A 21,180-nucleotide genomic window follows, 5' to 3' on the forward strand; every position below is an offset into this window, starting at 1 on the left:
GGTGAGCAAATGAAATTTAGCGAAAGACAAACTGAAATTATTGAAATTGTAAGAGATGAAGGTCCCATTACAGGCGATGAAATTGCAGAAAAATTAGGTTTGTCAAGAGCGACTATTAGATCAGACCTTTCAGTTCTCACTATGATCAATATTTTGGGAGCTAGACCAAAGTTTGGTTACTTTTATACAGGCAAATCTATTCTTTCACAGCTTTCCGATGACTTAAAAAAATTAAAACTTAGGGATTATATGTCCCTGCCCTTTTCTTGCGACCAAAAAACTTCTGTCTACGATGTAGTAGTGGGTCTCTTTATGGAGGACCTGTCTTCTATGTTTATAACCGATGGGGGTTATCTTGCTGGTATCGTCTCAAGAAAAGATTTGATTAGATTTATGATTGGTGATGCCGACATAAAGAAGACTCCCATAAGTGTTATTATGACTAGAATGCCCAATGTTTTTTATGTTGACATTGACGACACTGTCTATAAGGCTGCAAATTTAATTGTATCAAAGGGAATAGATTCTCTTCCCGTTGTGGAAGTTAAAAATAATAAAGATCTCGAAGTGGTTGGCAGATTTACAAAGACTAATGTAACAAGACTTTTTGTAGATGTCTGTGACGGAGAGATTATCTAGGAGGAGAAATGAATAAAGACGATAAACAACTTACTATTTTTGTCATCTCCGATTCAATTGGAGAAACTGGTGAATTAATTGCAAAAAGTTCAGCAAGACAATTTGAGTCAGAAAATTATGAAATTATTAGATATCCTTATCACAACAGCATTGAACAAATTAAACCAGTTCTCGAAAAAGCTTCAAAAATTCAAAATAGTTTAATAGTTTACACAAATGTTGTAAAGGAAACTAGAGAATTTATTGAGAGAAAAACTCATGAGCTAAAACTTCACACAGTTGATGTCATGGGCGAACCTATGCGTCAAATTCAAGACATTTTAGGTTATGAACCTCTTAGAGAACCTGGACTAATAAGAAGACTTGATGAAAATTATTTCAAGAAAGTTGAATGTGTTGAGTTTGCAGTTAAGTATGACGACGGAAAGGACCCTCGTGGTGCAAAGAAGGCTGACATATGTCTTGTTGGCATTTCAAGAACTTCTAAGACTCCACTTTCCATGTATCTTGCCAATAAATTATACAAGGTGGCAAATATTCCACTAGTTCCTGAAGTTCCTGTTCCTAAGGAAGTTTACGAAAAGGATGTTGACAGGGTAATTGGACTTATTGCCAATCCTGAAAAAATTATTTCTGTAAGAGAACAAAGACTTAAATCACTTGGACTTACTTCAGGTGCAAAATATGCCAACTACGACAGAATTAGAGAGGAACTAAATTATTCTAAGCAAGTTATGGAAGAGCTTGGCTGTTTTGTAATAGATGTTTCTGACAAGGCAATTGAAGAAACTGCAGAAATTATAATTAATCATATGGAATCTAGGATGTGATGAGATGAATCTTCGAGTTGAGAGAGAAAAACTTGAACACGAAATGCTCTTTGATTTTGCGACTTTTGCAGATTCAACTTTGGGAAGAAATGAAAGAGAAGAAAAATGTAATCTTAGAACTGAATTTCAAAGAGATAGGGATAGAATTATTCACTCAAAAAGTTTCAGGAGATTAAAACACAAGACCCAGGTCTTTATTTCTCCTGAAGGCGACCATTTTAGGACAAGACTCACTCACACTCTTGAAGTCAGTCAAATTGGAAGGACCATAGCTAGGGCACTTAGGTTAAATGAAGATTTAGTTGAGGCAATTGCACTGGGCCATGACTTGGGGCACACTCCCTTTGGCCACTCTGGCGAAACCGTTTTAAATGAATTAAAAAGTGATGGCTTTATTCATGGAGTCCAGTCTCTAAAAGTCGTAGATTTTTTAGAAAGGTCTGACAAGAGAATTGGATTAAATCTTACAGAAGAAGTGCGTGATGGAATTTTAAATCACTCTGGCTCGGGCCAGGCAAAGACCCTTGAAGGCAAAATAATAAAGTTTGCCGATAGGATTGCCTACATCAATCATGACATTGACGATGCCATAAGAGCTGGCATAATTTCTTCTGACTCACTGCCAAAGGATCTCACTGATATCCTTGGCAACACATCCTCAGAAAGAATAAATACAATGATTATTGGAATAGTTAAAAAGTCCTATGGTAATCCTATTGTTGAAATGGAAAAGGAAATTTATGAGGCAACCATGGAGCTTAGACAGTATATGTTTAAAACAGTTTACATGGATTCTGTTGTCAAAAGTGAAGAAGTTAAAATAAAGAGACTATTAACTGAGCTTTATAAATATTATATGGAAGATTTAAGAAGGATTCCTGAAAACCACTTGAGCCTTTATGAAGGAAGAGTTCACAGTGACGAAGATATTGTTTCAGATTACATTGCAGGAATGACAGACACCTATGCCATGAAACAAATTAAAAATATTTTTATACCGAAGGGATGGAGCATTTAATTGTATGTTATAAATGATAATGTTCTTGATGAAATAAGAGACAGAGCAGATATAGTAGATTTAATTGGAGAATATGTTGACTTAAAAAGGTCAGGCTCTAACTATATGGGGCTCTGTCCTTTTCATTCTGAAAAGACTCCTTCCTTTTCTGTTTCTCCATCAAAATCTATTTTCAAGTGTTTTGGCTGTGGAGTTGGAGGAGATGTAATTACCTTTATTATGAAAAGGGAGAACTTAAATTTTCCTGAAGCTGTAGAATTTTTGGCAGAAAAATATAATGTAAGGCTATCTGAATATAAAGATGAAAACAAAGAAGCCCGCGACAAGAGAAATAGACTTTATGACATAAATAGAGAAGCGGCAATGCACTTTTTAAATAATCTTTCATCCTCACTAAAGGCGCAAAAGTATTTAAGGGACAGGGGACTAAGTGATAAGACAATAAGGGCTTATGGACTTGGCTATTCTAAAGATTCTTGGACAGACTTATACGACCACTTGACTAAATTAGGTTACAAGGAAGAGGAACTTTTAAACTTGAATTTAATTTCCAAGAGCAAAAATGGGAATTACATTGACAGATTTCGCGACAGGGTTATGTTTCCAATTATAAATAAAAATAATAAGGTAATTGCCTTTGGTGCGAGAGGATTTGGAGATGCCAAGCCAAAATATTTAAATTCAAGGGAAACACCTATATTTCACAAGGGAAGCAACCTCTTTAATATGAATATCATCTCAAGAGAATCCAGTCGCCAGAGAATAATATTAGTTGAAGGTTATATGGATGTTATTTCTTTATACAATAGTGGTATAAATTATAGTGTAGCAAGCCTTGGTACATCTCTTACTGAAGACCAGGCAGCAATTATTAAAAAGATGGCGAAAGATATATACATCTGTTATGACAGCGACAAGGCTGGAATTAACGCGACTTCAAGGGCAATAGATATATTTTTATCTAAGTCTTGCAAGCCTAAAATCATTGAACTAGAAGGTGGACTAGATCCCGACGACTTTATAAAAAAATATGGAATGGAAGGCTTTGAAAATAAAATCAAGTCAGCAATTTCTTATATTGACTTTAAAATAAAAATACTAAGGGAAAATTTTAATTTAGAAGACCCAGAAGGGCTTAGCAATTTTACTCTTGAATCTGCGAAAATTTTATCTAGCATTAAAAATCCAATTGAGAGAGATATTTTTGTAAAAGAATTTTCTAAAAAATATAATATTTCTTACAAGGCAATTGAAAATTATATAAATTATTTAAACAGAAATAAAATTAAAAGTGAGAAAAAAGAAAAGTTCAAGCTGAAGAAAAATACAAATGTTGTGAAAAGTACAAAAACTAGAGCACAAGAGGAATTATTATCATATTCTTTGCTTGACAATGATATTTACAATTATATCAAAAATAAAATTCAGATTTTTTATTTTACCAATGCAATGACTAGGGCAAGCTTTGAAGAAATTCCTAAAATGTTTGAAGAAGAAATGGAAGTTTCTGAATTTTTAAATTTATTAGAGAAAAACAGGCTAATAGATTCTAATTTTAAAGATAATATTTTAGGAATTATAAAAAATATCCACGTCAATGAAAAAATTGTAGATGAGTTAATTAAAACTCTAGAGAGAAATTATCTCCAAAAGGAAAGGGAAAGAATCCTCGAAAACATTGATAAACTTCAAGGGGAAGAAGACAAAAATCTTTTACTCGATGCTTTAAAGAATCTTAAAGAGATTAATTTAAAGTTAAGTGAGTTGAAAGAGGAGGGCAATTATGAGTGAAAATTTAAAAAATAAGGATTCGATTGAATCAATAACAAAGCAGCTTTTAAAAGATGGCAAAAAAGATGGGAATCTTAGCTATGATGAAATAGGTGATGCCTTTGAAAAGTTTCAAATTGATTCTGACGATATAGATGAATTATACAAGACCTTTGAAAAGGAAGGTATCAATTTAGTTGACAAAAAAGATTTAAAAGATGATGATGAAGAAGAAGTTGATGTTACTAAAGAGGACTTGTCAGTTCCTAAGGGCGTCACTGTAGATGATCCTGTCAGGATGTACTTAAAGGAAATTGGAAAAATTTCTCTACTTACTGCTGAAGAAGAAGTTGAAATTGCAAAGAGAATGGAAGCAGGAGATGAGTCAGCGAAAAAAGAACTTGCTGAAGCCAATTTAAGGCTTGTAGTTTCCATTGCAAAGAGATATGTTGGTAGGGGAATGAGCTTTTTGGATTTAATTCAAGAGGGAAATCTTGGACTTATGAAAGCTGTTGACAAGTTCGATTACACTAAGGGCTTTAAATTTTCAACTTACGCTACTTGGTGGATTAGGCAGGCAATCACAAGGGCAATTGCAGACCAAGCTAGGACTATAAGAATTCCTGTGCACATGGTTGAGACTATTAATAAACTTGTGAGAGTTCAAAGACAACTTGTTCAAGACCTTGGACGAGATCCACTTCCAGAAGAAATCGCTGCTGAAATGAATTTAGATGTAGAAAGAGTTCGCGAAATTCAAAAAATTGCACAAGAGCCAGTGTCTCTTGAGACTCCAATTGGTGAAGAAGAGGACTCACATCTTGGAGATTTTATACCAGATGATGAAATCCTATCTCCACAAGATGCAGCTACTTTTACACTTCTAAAGGAACAACTTAACTCTGTTCTTGAAACTTTAACTGAGAGAGAAAAAAAGGTTTTAACTTTAAGGTTTGGACTTGACGATGGAAGGGCAAGGACTCTTGAAGAAGTTGGAAAAGAGTTTGATGTAACTCGTGAAAGAATTAGACAAATAGAAGCCAAGGCGCTAAGAAAATTGCGCCATCCATCTAGATCAAAGAAATTAAAGGATTATTTAGAATGATAAAATTATCGAACAGGCTAAAAAAAATTGCAGAACTTGTAGATTTTGGCGCAACGGTAATTGATGTGGGCACAGATCACGGATATGTGCCCAATTTTTTATGCGAAAAAAAGATCTCAAGGGACATTATTGCAACAGATATCTCAAAAAATTCTCTGGAAAAGTCAATTGAACTGACAAGAGAAAGGGACAATGAAAAATATATTAGAAATATTCTTGCCAATGGAATTGTAAAGGAAAATCGGGACAACATAATTATTGCAGGACTTGGTGGGATTCAAATTGCAGAAATTATTTTAAATTCAATTGAAATTGCTAGGTCCGCAAAAAAATTAATTTTGCAGCCTATGCAAAAGACAAATATTTTGCGCCGAGAATTAAACAATATGGGCTTTGAAATAATTGATGAAGAGATTATTTTTGAAGATGACAGGTACTTTGAAATTATCCTTGCAAGATACTTTGGAGAGATAAAAAATTTAGAGGAAGTAGATTTTTACTTTTCAAAAAGTTTAATCGAGAAAAAGGACAAAGTTTACTTAGATTTTTTGAGAGAAAGGCAAAGAGAACTTGAAAAGATTTTAAGTAATATTAATAATGACAGTGACAGGACAAAAAAGAGAAGTGGTGAACTTAAAAGTTTATTAATAAGAACCAAGGAGGCAATAGATGAAATATCAAATAAGTGAAATTAAAAATTATATGGAAGATTGGGCAAGAGAAGACTTCCAACTTACTTGGGACAACTCTGGCAGTCAAATTGAATTTAATGGCGAAACAGATTCCCTTGTTCTTGGCTTAGATGTCACTGATAAGTTAATTAATAAGGCAATAGAAATGAATTCAAAGCTAATTATAAGTCATCATCCCATGTTTTTTGGCGGGGAGAAAAGCATAATTGAGGGAACTTACAGGGGAGACAATATTATTGCCCTAATTAAAAACAACATTTCAGTTTTTTCCTACCACACTTCCATGGATATTGCAGAGGATGGAGTTAATGACACTCTCTTTGAAAAATTAAATTTAAAAAATAAAAAAACTTTTACTTTTGAAGAAGAAAAAGCCATGGGTTTAATCGGTGAACTTGAAAAAAATTATTCTTTGGAAGAACTTTTAAACTTTTTAGAAGAAAAATTGGAAGTAAAAAAGATAAAAGCTTATGGAAGAGACAAAAGAGAGATAAAAAAACTTGCAATCCTTGGAGGTTCTGGGGCTGATTTTATTTCTGCTGCCAAAAATGCTGGCGTAGACGCCTATATTACAGGAGATGTAAAATACCACGATGGACAAAGAGCCTATGAAGAGGACATTCTTTTAATAGATGTTGGACATTTTTATTCAGAAAAAATTATTCTTCCAAAAATAAAAAAGAGGCTAAGTGAAAAGTTTAGTGATTTAGATTTTTATATAGAAGAAGAAAGTAGCTTTGAGCTTGATATTTAACGCTTAAAGTGTTAAACTATTTTAGTAAGTAAATTGGTCAACTGCACATATGTGAGGAAAGTCCGCGCTCCACAGAGCAGGGATGCTGGCTAACGGCCAGTGGGGGCGACCCCAAGGCAAGTGCAACAGAAATATACCGCCCTAGGGTAAGGTTGGAAAGGCGAGGTAAGAGCTCACCAGATCATTAGTGATAATGATGCTATGTAAACCCCATTCGGAGCAAGACCAAATAGGAATAACAGATGCTGCTCGTATCTGCCGGTAGGTAGGTTGCTAGAGATTATAGGTAACTGTAATCCAAGATTGATAGTTGACAAAACAGAACGCGGCTTATAGATTTGCTTACTACATAATTTAAAATTTTTTAAGACAAAAGTTACAAAGAAGTTAAAATAAATTTAACTATTTTGTAACTTTTTGTTGTTTTTTTGTAACAACTTTGCTATACTTAAATAGCAATAAAAAATGTACGCATATAATTATTTTTAGAAATATCAAATTCAGAGTATAGGAGTTGTTAGTATTGGTTTCCTTTAAGAATAAATTGCCACTTGGTCTATTTGCACTATGCGCAGTTTCAATAGTTGGCATGAAAGATACAGGAGTATTTATTAACGAACATGTACAAAGGACATATAGTGGAAATGAAATTGAATTCTCTATTGGTGAAAAAGTAGAAATCCTTGAAAATAAGGGCAGTGAATACTATGTCCAAAAGGGAAAGGCAAAAGTTACTATTCCACAAGAAAAAATTTTACTTACAGAAGTTAATGTTCCTACATATCAAATTGTAAAAGCAAGCCCAATCTTAGATGATAATGGAAAAATTATTAGAAGCTTGTTTATCGATGAATATGCAGTTGGAATTTCAGTAGACACTACTACAGCAAAAATTAAGTGCAACGACGGAACTATAGGCAATGTTAGCAGAAGTGCACTTAAAAAAGTTGCTGACAAGAGAAATAATGTAACAGAAGTTCAAGTTAAGAATAACACTGTTGCCAGAAGTGACAATGGAAAAAAACTAAATTTAAACAAAAATCAAACTGTAAATGTAGTTGATTTTGACAATGGACTTTTTATCATTGAAGATAAAGGAATTTCTTACAGCGTTGACGGCAAAGATTTAAATATTCTTTCTGGATTAAAGGTAGAAAAACCAGTAGCAGTAAAAGTTGATGAAAAAGCATTACTTTCTGCTGATGAAAAAGAAATTCAAGAAGTAATAAAATATAAAGAAGTAAAAGAATTCAAAAAAGTTGCAGCACCTGATTCTTCAACAGCTGCTAAAGTAATATCTTCTGCAGAAAATAAACTTGGATCTACTTATGTATATGGAGATACAGGTAAAGAAGGATATGATTGCTCAGGTCTTGTTTATTCAATTTATTGCAATGAACTAGGAATTTCACTTCCAAGATCTTCAGCATCACAATCAACTTTTGGAAAACAAGTTTCAAAATCTGATTTGCAAGAAGGAGACCTAGTATTCTTTAACACAACAGGCAATGGAGTTAGTCATGTTGGAATCTATGTTGGAGATGGAAAATTTATCCACGCTTCATCTGGACAAGGAAAAGTTATGACTTCATCCCTTACTGAAGGATACTACCAAGATAGATTTGTTAACGCAACACGCGTGCTATAAATAATTTTTCATTTAGAGCCTTAGGGCTCTTTTTTTTATGCCTTGAAGTAGGACTTTGTTGGCGTAAATATTTTTTAATTATAATTAGCTTTTTAGAAAATGCTTAGTTTTAAAATTAAATTTGACAAAAATAAATGATAAAACAAAAAATTTCAAAAATTAAAATAAAAGGTTCATAAGAAGAAATTAACAATATTACCGAAAAACATTTAATACAAGAATATTTTTAAGTTAATATTTTTAAAACTTATATAAATTTGTAAAGACAGTTAGGTTATTAAAAGAATTTTATAAACCACAGAAATAATAATATTTTTAATTAAATTGTTTTGTTAAAAATACAATAGTTTTATTAAAGAAATGAATATTGAAAAAGTATTTTTATGGTGCTAAACTCTATTAGGTAAAAAATGATGATAATTATTATCGTTATAAAATCTATTTGGAGGAATTATGAATAAGAATTTAAGAAATTTTTCATCGTTGACTTTGTCGATGATATTTGTGATGAGTTCTTTTAATGGAGTTTTTGCTGAAAATAATATAGGCAATAATTCTTTAACTGAGACTCAAAAGATTGTTAGAGATAAAAAAGAATTTGATTCAAAGAAAAGTAAAATACTTGAAGACTTTGAAAAAGAAGAGCCAAGTGTAAAAGTTAAAAGAGATAAAGTTGTTTATTTTGTAGAATTTGAAGATAAGGCAAATAAAAATGAAATTTTGCAGACTTTAAATAAGATAAAAAATTTAAAGGTTTTATATGAGTATAATATTATTTTTAACGCTGTCTCCGTTGAAACTTACCCTGAAGAATTAGATAATTTAAAAAGTATTAAGGGTGTTAAAAATGTTGAAAGGGCAGGCAAATTAGTTCCACTTATGGAAAATGCAAGAAAGCTTGTAGGGGCTGATAGTGCCAGCGATTATCTAAAAGAGTTAAATGCAATAAATGCAAATCTTGGAAAAAATTATGATGGTCGTGGTATGGTAATTGCAAATATTGATACTGGAATGGATGCAAGTCACAAGGCTATGCGAATTGATGATGACGCGAAGAGTTCTTTAAAGATTAAAAAGGAAAATTTAAAAGGTTCTGATAAGGAATTCTGGTTATCAGATAAAGTCCCTCATTCTTTTAATTACTTAAATGGTGGTAAGATTACCACAGAAAAATATGACGATGGTTCTGATTATTATGATCCACACGGAATGCACATAGCTGGTATTTTGGCAGCAAATGATACTTTAGAAGATGTAAAAGCAAATAAAGGGATAAGAGGTATTGCACCTAATGCACAAATTTTTTCTTACAAGATGTACTCTGATGCCAGTGACGGCTTTGCTGGAGATGAGACTATGTTTCATGCCTTTGAAGATTGCATTAAGCATGATGTAGATGTTATTTCTGTTTCTTCTGGTTTTACGGGAACTGGTTTAGTAGGAGAAAAATATTGGTATGGAATTAGAGCTCTTAGAAAAGCTGGTATTCCTATTTGTGTTGCCACTGGTAATTATGCAACTTCATCTTCTAGTTCATCTTGGGATAGATATGCAAATAATTCTTTGAAAATGACAGATACAGGAAATGTAACGAGAACTGCTGCTCACGAAGATGCAATCGCTGTTGCATCATCTCGTAATACTAAAATTGATTATGAAGGCGTGAACATTGGCGGAAGAGATTTTAGATATTCTCAAATTGGTGCTTTCTTTGATAAAAATAATTTTCCTCAAGGCAAATATAATTTTATTTACTTGGGACAATGTCAAGATGAAGATATAGCTGGAAAAGATTTGAAAGATAAAATTGTTGTAATGGATAGAATTTATACTAAGGATCTGAAATTTGCCTTTAAAAAAGTTTTTGACAAAGGAGCAAAGGGATTAATAGTAGTAAATACAGTTTCTTATTACAATAGAGATGATTGGGAAAGTATTCCTGCTATGGGATATGAGCAAGATGAAAATACAAGAGTTCCAGTATTTTCTGTATCAGGCATGGATGGAAAATTAATCTGGGATATGATTTGTGATAGAAAAGTTGATGATAAGGAAGACTTTAAAGCAAAAGATTCAGATTACAGAATTGATATGGCAAAATACAATTCAAAGAAACCAAAAGTTGGAGACGAAAAAGAACTTAGCCTTAAATTTTTAAATCATAAAATTGCCTGGGAAGATACTAATGTTCCAGCTGGCTCAACTTCATGGGGTCCAAGGATTGATTTGATGTTAAAGCCTGATGTTTCTGCTCCTGGTAAAAATATTTATTCAACTTTAAATAAGATAAATGGTGTCGACACTTATCAATATATGTCAGGAACATCAATGGCTGCTCCAGTGGTATCAGCTTCAACTGTTTTAATAAGACCGAGAGTTAAGGAGCTTGTAAATGAACCAGTTATAAAATCAAGAGGTATAGATATAACTTCTCTTACAAAGATTATGCTCCAAAACACATCAACGCCAATGATTGATCCAACAACTGATGATGGAAATGGAAATTATTTATTTGCTTCGCCAAGACAACAAGGATCAGGCTTAATAAATGTTGAAAAAGCCTTAAAGAACAATTTAATTGTTTCTTACAAAGTTGAAGATTCTAAGGGAGAAATGAATTCTTATGGAGCTGTCTCATTAAAGGAAATTAAATCTGATAAAAAAGATTTTACAATTAACATAGACAATCCATCTGATAAAGACATAACTGTAAAAGTAAGTTCATCAAAAATCACAACAGATGGAGAAGTAACGAAGAAAAAATTAGACGAAGAGTATAAAGATGAAAATAGCAAAGATGGAAAACAAGTAGTTGCAGAAATTCATCCTAAAGAAATTTCTGGAGCAAGCATAACTTTTGCACAAGATGAAATAACAATACCAAAAAGAGGCTCTTATGATTTGGGCGCTACCTTACATGTGGGCGAAGCAATGAATAAGGACCAATTTGTCGAAGGCTATATAAAATTTGAATCTAAAGAAGAAAAAACTGATGCAAAAGATCCTCAGCCATCACTTTCAATGCCTGTAATGGGATTTGCTGGTGATTGGAACAAAGAACCAATTGTTGATAAATGGGCTTGGGAAGAAGGTTCAAGGTCAAAGGGTATTGTAGGTTATGATGATGAAGGAAATCCTAAAATTCCAGGAACATTAAATAAAGGCCGTGGTGGAGAGCATGGTATAGATTTATTTAAGCCGGCAGGAGTAATTCAAAATAGGGAAACTGAAAACAAAACTTTAGACCAAGACCCTGAATTATTTGCTTTTAATAACTCACAAGACTTCAATATGAATTCTAGTGGAGATAGTAAAATTATTTCTGGAAATGAAATTGATAGAGGTCTTACACCTAGTCCATTGATTTTAAGATCAGCATCTGACTGCAAAATTTCTATTGTAAATACAATGGATGAAAATAATCAAAAGCCACTTAAAGTTATTACAGTGGATCATTTTATAAAGGGAATTTTAAATTCAAAGAGAAGTGACGCAAAGGGAATTAAGGGCTCAAAGTTAAAAGTTTATGGCGATTTGAGATGGGACGGATTAATTTATAATCCTCATGCAGAAGATAAAACTGATCCAAATTATATTGAAGGAAAATTTGATCCAATTGCAGAAGGTCAATATTATTATAAATTTGAGTATAGACTTTCTCCAAAATATCCTTATCAAGTTTCATACATTCCTGTAAAAATAGATAGAACTGCACCAAAAATTGTTAGCCTAAATGCAGAAAATCCTGATGAAATTATTTTAAAGGTTAAAGATACTTATCATCTTCAAAAAGACAAGACAAAAACTCTTTTTGAAAGAGACCAAGAAAAAAATCCAGCTGATTTTAACGAAGTAAACAATAAAGTTTGGTTTGCAGGGGCAGCCTTTGTAAATGAAGATGGAGATATAGAAGAAAACTTAAAGGTAGTTAACACTGGAAAAGTTGACAAATATGGAAGCTTTGAAATGGATAGCGAAGGAAATTCTGTTTATAAAATCCTTGGTGCAAATAAAAATCTTCTTGGCAAGACTTTAGAAGTTGCAGCTCTTGATGGTGCTTCAAACTTTACAAATTTATATAGAATTAAGTTTGATAAAGAAGTTAAAAATGGGAAATTAGAATATTTCCTAGAAACTGAAGATGGTCAAGCTAATGAGAAACTTGGAGAAATTGATGCATCTAAGCTTAAAAATGTAGAAGTAAAAGAAGATAAAAAAGAAGAAGATAAGTCAAGAGATAATAAAAAGAAGGATTATGGAAATCCTGAAATAAGCATAGAAAAGAATAGTTCTTATATAAAAGAACTTACAGAAGAAGATACCAAGAGAATCATAGAGCCAAAGGAAATAAAGAAAACTAATGAGTTTACAGGAGAAGATAGCATAGATTATGACTATGGCGATATTAAATCAATAGATGAATTCGGTATTCCTTCAAGATATTCTGATGGTTCTGCTATGGAATTTAAAGATAAAGATTTAGATACATTAAAGGATATGGGATATATTGGAAAAATTATTCCAGATTCAAATGGTGGCTTTGACATAAAGGGAGAAGTTAAAAATGTTTCTCCAGAGGCAAAAATTTATTTTGTATCCACTACAATGTCAAAGACAAATAAGAGAGAAGAGGTAAAGAAAGTTCCTGGTTCTTATGATGAAAATACTCACAGTCTAAAGTTTAATTTATGGGCAAATAAGGATGATATAGACAATAATAAGGGAATTGACTACAAAGGAGATATCGAATTATTTGTAGTAGACAGTGGTAAAACAAGTAAGAGCATTTTCCTTAGAATGCCAAAAGAAAAAAATACTAGCATAGAAAAAAATGAATCGTCTAAGCTATTAACTTCAGAGCATAGCATTGTAGAACTTGGTGGAGAAGATCTTGGCGGGAAATTGAAAGAAGACAAAGATGAAAATGGAAAGACTTTTTATAGAGTGAGAGATGAACTTAGAATAAAAAAGGGTTATGGAGTTAGAGTCATTTCAAGAAATCCAGGCAAGACAAACCTAGACGCAAATTACATGGAAGATTTTATAAATAATGATGAAGATGTAAAGACTTTTGAAGCTAATATAAAAGTTTTAGATGGATTTAATGTAGTTAGATACGAAATCTATAAATTAGATGGTAGCAAAGACCATAAAGAGGAAAATCTAATTGAAGAAATGGGCAAGTGCTTCTATGTTGATAGAGATAAAGTTCAATTGAATATGGATCCAGATACTTTTTATCCATATACTGATGGAAATAAGGGAGAACTTTATTTTAGAAATAGTCCTCACACATTGAGAGGTAAAATTGGAGATAAGGGTGGATTTAATTGGCATCTTAGAATAAATGAATCAATGATTGACCAATATTTAATTTATGGCGATTTAAAATCTGATAATTCAAAAGATTTTGAAGTTAAATTAGATGTTAGAGATAATGATGTAATGGATTGGTCAGCAAAGGATTATAAATTAAATGGACCTGAAGGCGGAATTTTATCACAATACAGAATTTACATGGACAGTGTTAAGCCAGAAATAAAATTATCTAAAGATGATAATTCAGAAAACCCAATTACTTTAAACTATGGGGATAAAAAAGTTTATTTAAAGGTTTCAGATAAGAGAGATGCGGATAAACCTGGTCGTATAGAAAAAATTAATATTTTTGCAAATGGCATAGAGTTTGACCAAAGTAAAAATTTAAAAGATTTTGCTCAAGATGATAGAATTGAAATAAAAGTAATAGCCTCAGACTATGCAAGAAATACAAGTGTAAAAATATTTAATTTAGATTTAGATAAGGATGAAATTAGAGAAATCGAAAACGAAGATGTAAAAGTAACAGTAAATGGAAATGAAGAAAATGTAAAACAAGGAGAAGATTTGGTCCTTCCAGAATACAATGGAAATGTAGAGACAAATAAAAAATTCATTGGCTGGAATGTAAGAGGTATTACTCAAAAGCCGGGACATATATTCCTTGCTAAAGATGATATTGAAATTGAACCAGTATTTGAAGAAGTTAGCCAAAAGAAATATACTGTAACTTTTGAGACAAATGGAGGAAGTGGAAAAATTCCATCTCAAACTGTTACAGAGAAGGAAGAAATTGAATTGCCACAAAACACATTTGTAGCACCTGAGGGTAAAGTTTTTGATGCTTGGATTGTTTCAGGAGATAGAAACAAGAAAAATGCTGGAGAAAAAATTAAAGTTAATTCAGATATAACAATTACAGCGTCTTGGAAAGATATTAAGGAAGAAAAACCAGCAGATGAGAACAAAAAACCATCTGAAGATAATTATCCTGACAAAAAAGAAAATGAATCAAATAATAATTCAAATAAAGAAAATAATTATCCATTAATAAAAAATAGAAATCACGAGAAAACAAGTCCTGTCTTTACAAATAGTGTAATGAAAAATAATACAGGAAGTATATTTTCAACTAATGATGATAATACAAATGGACTTGAAAATCATTGGGCAAAAGATGCAATTAATAATGCAGTAAATAAAGGTTACTTTAAAGATATTGCAGAGTTAAATAATTTTATGCCAGACAAAAATCTTACTAGAGCAGAATTTGTAACAATTCTTGGAAGAGTCGCAAATGTTGACACAAGTAAGTATAAAAATAAAGTATTTTCAGATGTAGATGAAAATAAATACTATGCTGCTTATGTTGATTGGGCATACAAAAATAAAATAGCATGTGGATTTGGTGATGATACTTTTATGCCGGATAAAGAGCTTACTAGAGAAGAAATGTGTGCCTTCCTATCAAGATTTAATAAAGTAAATAAATTAAATAATAAGGTAGAAAATACAAATATTGATTTTAAAGATGAAAAAGATATTTCGTCTTGGGCAAAAGATTCTGTAAAAGAAATGGTTAAACTTGGTTTAATTAAGGGAATGGATGACGGAAAGTTTGCACCAAAAGAAAAGTTAACAAGAGCACAAATTGCACAAGTTGTATTTAGCATGAAATAAATTTTCTGCTATGGCTTTTTTGCTAGCTAAGAATGAAATTAGATATATTTTAGTAGGTGAAGAAAATAGAAACAGAAAATCTTTAGACTTTATAACAAAAAGTTGAATAGGAGAAGGAAGATAGACTGTTTACAAGTTAAGATATAATTAAAATATTACGGAGATTCATTAAATTGAATCTCTTTTTTAATTTTAGATGGGATATTTACAAATGAGATAAGAGGAATTTAAAAACTATAATTTTTTTAGTAAAATATAAAATCAAATAAACTATATGAAGAGAAATTATTTTATAAAGATTAAAAAAATTAATACTTTTATTTTTCTAACATGGTAAAATGATAGAAGAAGTAATACTTCAAATTTATAAAATTTTAAGGAGGAGAAATGAAAAAGAATAGTTTTTTTAATTCCTTAGTTTTTAAACTAATCTTAGGAATTATTATAGGAATTTTTGTAGGAAGAATTTCCAGCGAATCAGCAATCATTGTAATCAATACTATTAAGAGAGTTATGGGAGACCTAATTGGCTATGTAGTTCCACTAATAATCTTGGGATTTATCACTCCTGCCATAGTTTCTTTAAAGGAAAGTGCAGGCAAGATTTTAAGTGTAACTCTTGCAATTTGCTACATATCATCTGTTGGAGCTGCCACAATGTCTTTCTTAGCAGGTAGGGCCATTATTCCAAAGCTTAACATTGCGTCAAATGTTGGTGCTGGCAATGCCATTCCCGAATCAATTTTTAAGTTATCAATTGATCCAATTATGCCTGTTATGACAGCACTGGTAACTTCAATTTTATTTGGAATCGCAGTAATAGTTACAAAATCAGAACATTGGGAAAATTTGCTAATGGAACTAAACAAAATTGTTTTATCAATTGTAAATAATTTTGTAATTAAGATTCTTCCAGTTTACATCGCGACTACATTTGCAACTTTATCCTATGAAGGAGCAATTATTTCTGAATTGCCAGTTTTTATAAAGATAATTTTAATTGTAATAGTTGGACATTTTATTTGGATGACTCTTATGTATTCAATAGCCGGGGCTATTTCAAAGACAAATCCAAAGGAAGTCTTCAAACATTATCTACCTGCATATTTAACAGCTGTAGGAACAATGTCCTCTGCGGCAACTCTACCAGTTGCCTTAGAATGTGCTAGAAAATCTGAGACACTTGATCCAAAAATCAGAGACTTTGCAATTCCACTTTGCTCAAACACTCACTTATGCGGTTCAGTTTTGACAGAAGTTTTCTTCGTAATGACAGTTTCACAAATTTTAGATGGAAAGCTTCCAGAAACTTCTAACATGATTGTCTTTATAGTTTTGCTTGGAATTTTTGCAATAGCGGCACCAGGAGTTCCTGGAGGAACTGTAGTGGCATCTCTTGGACTTATCACATCAATTCTAGGATTTAACGACACAGGAACAGCCCTAATGCTTTCAATTTTTGCTCTTCAAGACAGTTTTGGAACTGCTTGTAACGTAACATCTGACGGTGCAATTGCCCTAATGGTTACTGGAATATTTAAAAAAGTTCCAGGAAGGGGAGAGGGAAAAAAGCTAAAGGAAGCTTAATTTTATAAAATATTTGACCAAGGATTCGTCCTTGGTTTTTTTATGTTTAAGAACTTGTTTTCTAAATTAATTCAAAAATTTTTCTATTTTTTTAAAAAATATTACTCTCAATTAAAATTTTTATAAATCCTTTGAGAGCTTTTTGATAATAAAATTTCATTAAACCTTACTTTTGAAGTTATAAAATCCACTTTTGAATTTGTTTGAACTCTGCTTTTGAAATTATAAATATTAAGATAATAAATATATTTAAAAAATTCTTATAATTTTATATAAAAAATCAAAAAAATATTTATTAAAATTAAATTAAATGATAATAAATTTCAAAAATGGAGGAAATACAATGAGTAAAGTAAATGTAATTTATTGGTCAGGCACTGGCAATACAGAAAAAATGGCAGAGGCAATAGTTAAGGGTGCTGAAGGAGCAGGCGCTGAAGTAAAACTAATCCAAGTTGCTTCCGCTACAGAAGATGATGTAAAAGATGTAGATAGAATTGCCTTTGGTTGTCCTGCCATGGGAGCAGAAGAGCTAGAAGAAACAGATATGAGACCTTTTATGGATAAGGTAAATCCACTTCTTTCTGGGAAAAATGTTGTTTTATTTGGCTCTTATGAATGGGCTGATGGCGAGTGGATGAAACTTTGGCAAGAAGAAGTTGAAGGCACAGGTGCAAAATTAGTTGATGATGGCTTTGCTGCCTATGATAATCCTGACGAAGATGCACTAGAAGAGTGTGAAGCTCTTGGAAAGGAACTTGCAAGGTCCTAAGCATGATTAATAATTCTATTTTCATTGAATTTTTTGATCAAATAAGAAATTTTAAAGATTTTGAATATCTTCACGCTCTAATTAAGTCCACAGTAGCTCCAACTTATAAGGATTTAAAATTGGGTACAATGATGAATTTGAGAAATGGAAATAGACCCTTAAAGGACTTATGGTTAAAAAATAAATTTTTAATTGGAGATGCACTAGGGCTTGATTTTTTTGAATTAAAGGAAGGGGAAGATTTCATTTTAGTTTATTTTTTCAAAAAAGATAAATTGATGAAAAAATTATCCAACAAAAAAATTTCAGAATTTTTAGATCTCATGGGCTATGAAAATTGTAATCTAGTTGTTGACTATCTCAGATTTTTAAAAAGTAGGTTCAATGACAGCTGTCCTGATGAGATAGGAGTTTTTTTGGGCTATCCTTTAAAGGATGTAATTGATTTTAAGGATCGCCACAAAAAAATTTGCAAGTGCACAGGTTATTGGAAGTGCTTCAACGATGAAGAAAGTTCCAGAAGGGCTTTCGAAAAATTTGACCAAGTAAAAATTGTAGAAATGAAAAGTATTTTAGAAGGGATTTGAGACTGCTTAGGCAGTCTATTTTTATGCTTTATAAAATTATAAATTTTGTCATTCTAGATAAAATAAGCTAGATTATTATGAATTTTTATTATACAATAATATGAAAGCATTATTTATGCTAATGCGTTAAAGAAAAATATACTTATTTTTTACACAGATTATATTTTAAAAAGAAATTTTAGGATTAATATAGAGGTACTATGAAAAAATTAATTTTTAAGTTTTTAGGAAAAGAGCATATAGATGAGATATATGAGCTCACTTCAGAAGTCTATGAAGGCATTGAGAATAAGGAAATTTTTTCTCACGACTCAAAGAGGGACTTGGAACACTTAATTGACAATGGAGGAGCCTTTATAGGTGTCTATGATGGGGACAGACTCGTTGCTTATAGGAGTTTAAAAGTCCCTGACAGAGAAGATAATTTGGCTTATGATGTGGATTTTTTTGTGGATCCTGACAAGGTCATTATCAACGATACTGTCGTCGTCTTAAAGGAATATAGGGGAAGAAATTTACAAAATCTAACTAGAGAAAAGTTGGAAGAAAAGTATAAAGATTCTAAATTTTCTCACAAGATGTCCACAATATCTCCCAAGAATCACAGGTCTTACAAAAATACTTTGGACTCGGGCTACATGCTTGTGGCATTAAAAAAGAAATATCCCGATGAATTTTCAGAAGAGGGTTATGATAGATTTATTTTACTAAAATCAGAAGACATAAATTTTGATTTTACTGGCGAAGAAATAACTATTCACTCAAGTGAAACTGAAAAGTTAAAGGAAGCTTTTGAGGCAAATTATGTAGGTGTAGCTGTAGATGATGATGGTAATATTTTATTTAAAGAGGCAAAGATAGTTTGATTTTTTATTTTAGCAGGTAAAATTAATAAATTTATAAAATGTTAATAATAAAAGAGCTTAGGGTATAATAAAATTACAAGGATATAGTATAAACATAAAATAATATAGTTTAACCATAAGAGGAGGAATTAATTTGGATAAAGGATACAATTTTTTTGAAGATTATATGAATTCACAACAAAAGATGATGAATATGTGGCAAGACTATGCAAAGTCTTTTGGCGGAAGTAACTTCAACCCTTTTAGTGAAGAATATTTGTCAAGTTTTAATAAAATTTTTGGAGATTTAGGAAGTGCAGATTTTTTAAATTACAGAGGTACACCTAGTGAACTTGCACAAAAAATAAAAGATACATCTAAACTTTATTACAGCATTTATGAACTTTATAAAAATATTTATGACAAGAACATTGAGCCAACTAAGGAAAATATGGAAAGAATAATGAAAGAGTATAAGGAAGGCTCACTTCAATACATCAACAATTATCTTTTTCCTTATATTCCTGTAGATCTTCAAAATTTAATCAAGCAATGTATAGGCGCTTGTGAAAGCTATAGAGACACACTTTTGACAGTTTATGGTCCTTGGATGGATACTTCTTCTGACTTAATGGATTCTGTCATGAAGGGAGCTTTTGCTGATCCTAAGGCTTTCCTTGAATTTTTCAAACTTTGGAAGAAAAATTATGGGGAAACTTTTGGAAAGATGTTAAACTCTCCACAATTTGGTATAGACAGAAATTCTTATGAAAGAAATATGAAGACAATAGATAAGTTAATTACATTTATGGGCAATTATCTAGAACTTACCATTATGCTTTCAAATTTAGTTAACGAATCTACTGAAAATGTTGTAAAAGATAGCTTTGAAATGATCAAGAAGGGCGAAGCTCCTAAGACTTATGAAGAGTTTTACAATTATTGGAGAAAGAAAACTTCTGATGAGTTCGATAAATTATTCTATTCTGATGAATTTTCTAAATTTTTAGGCAATTTTGTAGATTCTCTAATGCTACTTAAAATTGACTTAGACCAAGTAATAGAAGAATCACTTAAGTGGTATCCAATTCCAACAAATTCTGATATGGATTCACTTTATAAGACTGTTTACGAACTCAAAAAAGAAGTTAGAACTCTTAGAAAACATATTAGAGACAAAGAATACGAAGAAGAAAAAAAGGACAATAAATAATAGGAGGTTATTGATTTGAAAAATGTTTTTGGAATAGATTATGTTAAGTCAATGTCAGATATGGTCGACTCATACGAAAAACTAATCAAGGGTGTAGATACTCTTATGAATGTTGACTACAGTGGCTTTGACGCAACTCCTAAGGAGCTAATTTTTCAAGAAGACAAGATGAAACTCTACCACTATGAGCCAAAGGTAAAGGATCCAAACAAAATTCCTACCCTAATTGTCTATGCTCTTGTTAACAAACAATATATGATGGACTTGCAAGAAGACAGGTCTCTTATTAAAAACCTATTAGAAGGTGGACAAGATATTTACATCATTGACTGGGGCTATCCAACAATGGATGATAAATATATTGGACTTGAAGACTATATTAACGGCTACATCGACGACTGTGTTGACATAATTAGAAGAAAACACAAGATTGAAAAAGTTAATATTACTGGAATTTGTCAAGGTGGTACTTTCTCCTTTATTTACACTGCAACTCATGGAGAAAAAATTAATGCACTTGTATCACTAGTAACACCAATTGATTTCTCTACAGATGATGGACTTCTATTTAAATGGGGACCATATCTAAATCCTGAAAATATGGTAAAGGCCTTTGGAAATGTGCCAGGAGAATTTATGAATGCAGGTTTTGTATTCTTAAAGCCAATTGACCTAATGATGGACAAGTATGTTGGTGTAATTGATTCTCTTGACGATCCAG

General features: G+C 31.6%; 15 protein-coding genes and 1 other RNA gene. All 16 read left to right on the forward strand.

The features are described from left to right. The first annotated feature begins 9 nt into the window (after positions 1–9). Entirely contained in the window at positions 10–639 is a 630-nt protein-coding gene (locus HMPREF2801_RS00420; protein WP_019124703.1) for a transcriptional regulator CcpN, read from the forward strand. An 8-nt stretch (positions 640–647) separates the two neighbouring features. Continuing rightward, positions 648–1,469: a pyruvate, water dikinase regulatory protein gene (locus tag HMPREF2801_RS00425; protein ID WP_070609948.1), complete on the forward strand. Its 822-nt coding sequence runs from the start codon at positions 648–650 to the stop codon at positions 1,467–1,469. A gap of 4 nt (positions 1,470–1,473) precedes the next feature. Beyond that, positions 1,474–2,487, forward strand: a complete 1,014-nt coding sequence (locus HMPREF2801_RS00430; protein ID WP_070609950.1) for a deoxyguanosinetriphosphate triphosphohydrolase — start codon at positions 1,474–1,476, stop codon at positions 2,485–2,487. Next, the gene (dnaG, locus tag HMPREF2801_RS00435; RefSeq protein WP_070609952.1) at positions 2,488–4,278 is read left to right on the forward strand and encodes a DNA primase; all 1,791 of its coding nucleotides are present in this window, start codon (positions 2,488–2,490) and stop codon (positions 4,276–4,278) included. Next, positions 4,271–5,362: an RNA polymerase sigma factor RpoD gene (gene rpoD, locus HMPREF2801_RS00440; RefSeq protein WP_070609954.1), complete on the forward strand. Its 1,092-nt coding sequence runs from the start codon at positions 4,271–4,273 to the stop codon at positions 5,360–5,362. Before dnaG ends, rpoD begins: the two co-directional genes overlap by 8 nt. Continuing rightward, a complete protein-coding gene (locus tag HMPREF2801_RS00445; RefSeq protein WP_070609956.1) occupies positions 5,359–6,051 on the forward strand; it encodes a tRNA (adenine(22)-N(1))-methyltransferase in 693 nt (230 codons plus the stop codon). The genes rpoD and HMPREF2801_RS00445 overlap by 4 nt, the downstream gene beginning before the upstream one ends. Then, positions 6,032–6,808: a Nif3-like dinuclear metal center hexameric protein gene (locus HMPREF2801_RS00450; protein ID WP_070609958.1), complete on the forward strand. Its 777-nt coding sequence runs from the start codon at positions 6,032–6,034 to the stop codon at positions 6,806–6,808. Before HMPREF2801_RS00445 ends, HMPREF2801_RS00450 begins: the two co-directional genes overlap by 20 nt. Positions 6,809–6,833: 25 nt before the next feature. Next, positions 6,834–7,157: RNase P RNA component class A (rnpB, locus tag HMPREF2801_RS00455), an RNA gene on the forward strand. A gap of 174 nt (positions 7,158–7,331) precedes the next feature. Then, on the forward strand, positions 7,332–8,456 hold the full coding sequence (locus tag HMPREF2801_RS00460) for a C40 family peptidase (RefSeq protein ID WP_070609960.1): 1,125 nt from the start codon (positions 7,332–7,334) through the stop codon (positions 8,454–8,456). Between the two features lie 453 nt (positions 8,457–8,909). Continuing rightward, positions 8,910–15,455, forward strand: a complete 6,546-nt coding sequence (locus tag HMPREF2801_RS00465) for a S8 family serine peptidase (protein ID WP_070609962.1) — start codon at positions 8,910–8,912, stop codon at positions 15,453–15,455. A gap of 387 nt (positions 15,456–15,842) precedes the next feature. Then, the gene (locus tag HMPREF2801_RS00470) at positions 15,843–17,042 is read left to right on the forward strand and encodes a dicarboxylate/amino acid:cation symporter (protein ID WP_070609965.1); all 1,200 of its coding nucleotides are present in this window, start codon (positions 15,843–15,845) and stop codon (positions 17,040–17,042) included. 343 nt (positions 17,043–17,385) lie between these two features. Further along, positions 17,386–17,814 carry a flavodoxin gene (locus tag HMPREF2801_RS00475; RefSeq protein ID WP_070609967.1) on the forward strand — a complete coding sequence of 143 codons (429 nt, stop codon included), beginning with the start codon at positions 17,386–17,388 and terminating at the stop codon, positions 17,812–17,814. 2 nt (positions 17,815–17,816) lie between these two features. Continuing rightward, positions 17,817–18,401 carry a DUF3793 family protein gene (locus tag HMPREF2801_RS00480; RefSeq protein ID WP_070609969.1) on the forward strand — a complete coding sequence of 195 codons (585 nt, stop codon included), beginning with the start codon at positions 17,817–17,819 and terminating at the stop codon, positions 18,399–18,401. A gap of 200 nt (positions 18,402–18,601) precedes the next feature. Further along, positions 18,602–19,267: a GNAT family N-acetyltransferase gene (locus HMPREF2801_RS00485; RefSeq protein WP_070609971.1), complete on the forward strand. Its 666-nt coding sequence runs from the start codon at positions 18,602–18,604 to the stop codon at positions 19,265–19,267. Between the two features lie 133 nt (positions 19,268–19,400). Further along, the gene (locus HMPREF2801_RS00490; RefSeq protein WP_070609973.1) at positions 19,401–20,459 is read left to right on the forward strand and encodes a poly(R)-hydroxyalkanoic acid synthase subunit PhaE; all 1,059 of its coding nucleotides are present in this window, start codon (positions 19,401–19,403) and stop codon (positions 20,457–20,459) included. A gap of 15 nt (positions 20,460–20,474) precedes the next feature. Beyond that, positions 20,475–21,180, forward strand: a 706-nt coding sequence (locus tag HMPREF2801_RS00495) for an alpha/beta fold hydrolase (protein ID WP_070609975.1), incomplete at its 3' end; no start/stop codon positions are given.

Origin of the sequence: Peptoniphilus sp. HMSC062D09 (assembly GCF_001811425.1) — a bacterium.
Taxonomy (GTDB): Bacteria; Bacillota; Clostridia; order Tissierellales; family Peptoniphilaceae; genus Peptoniphilus_A.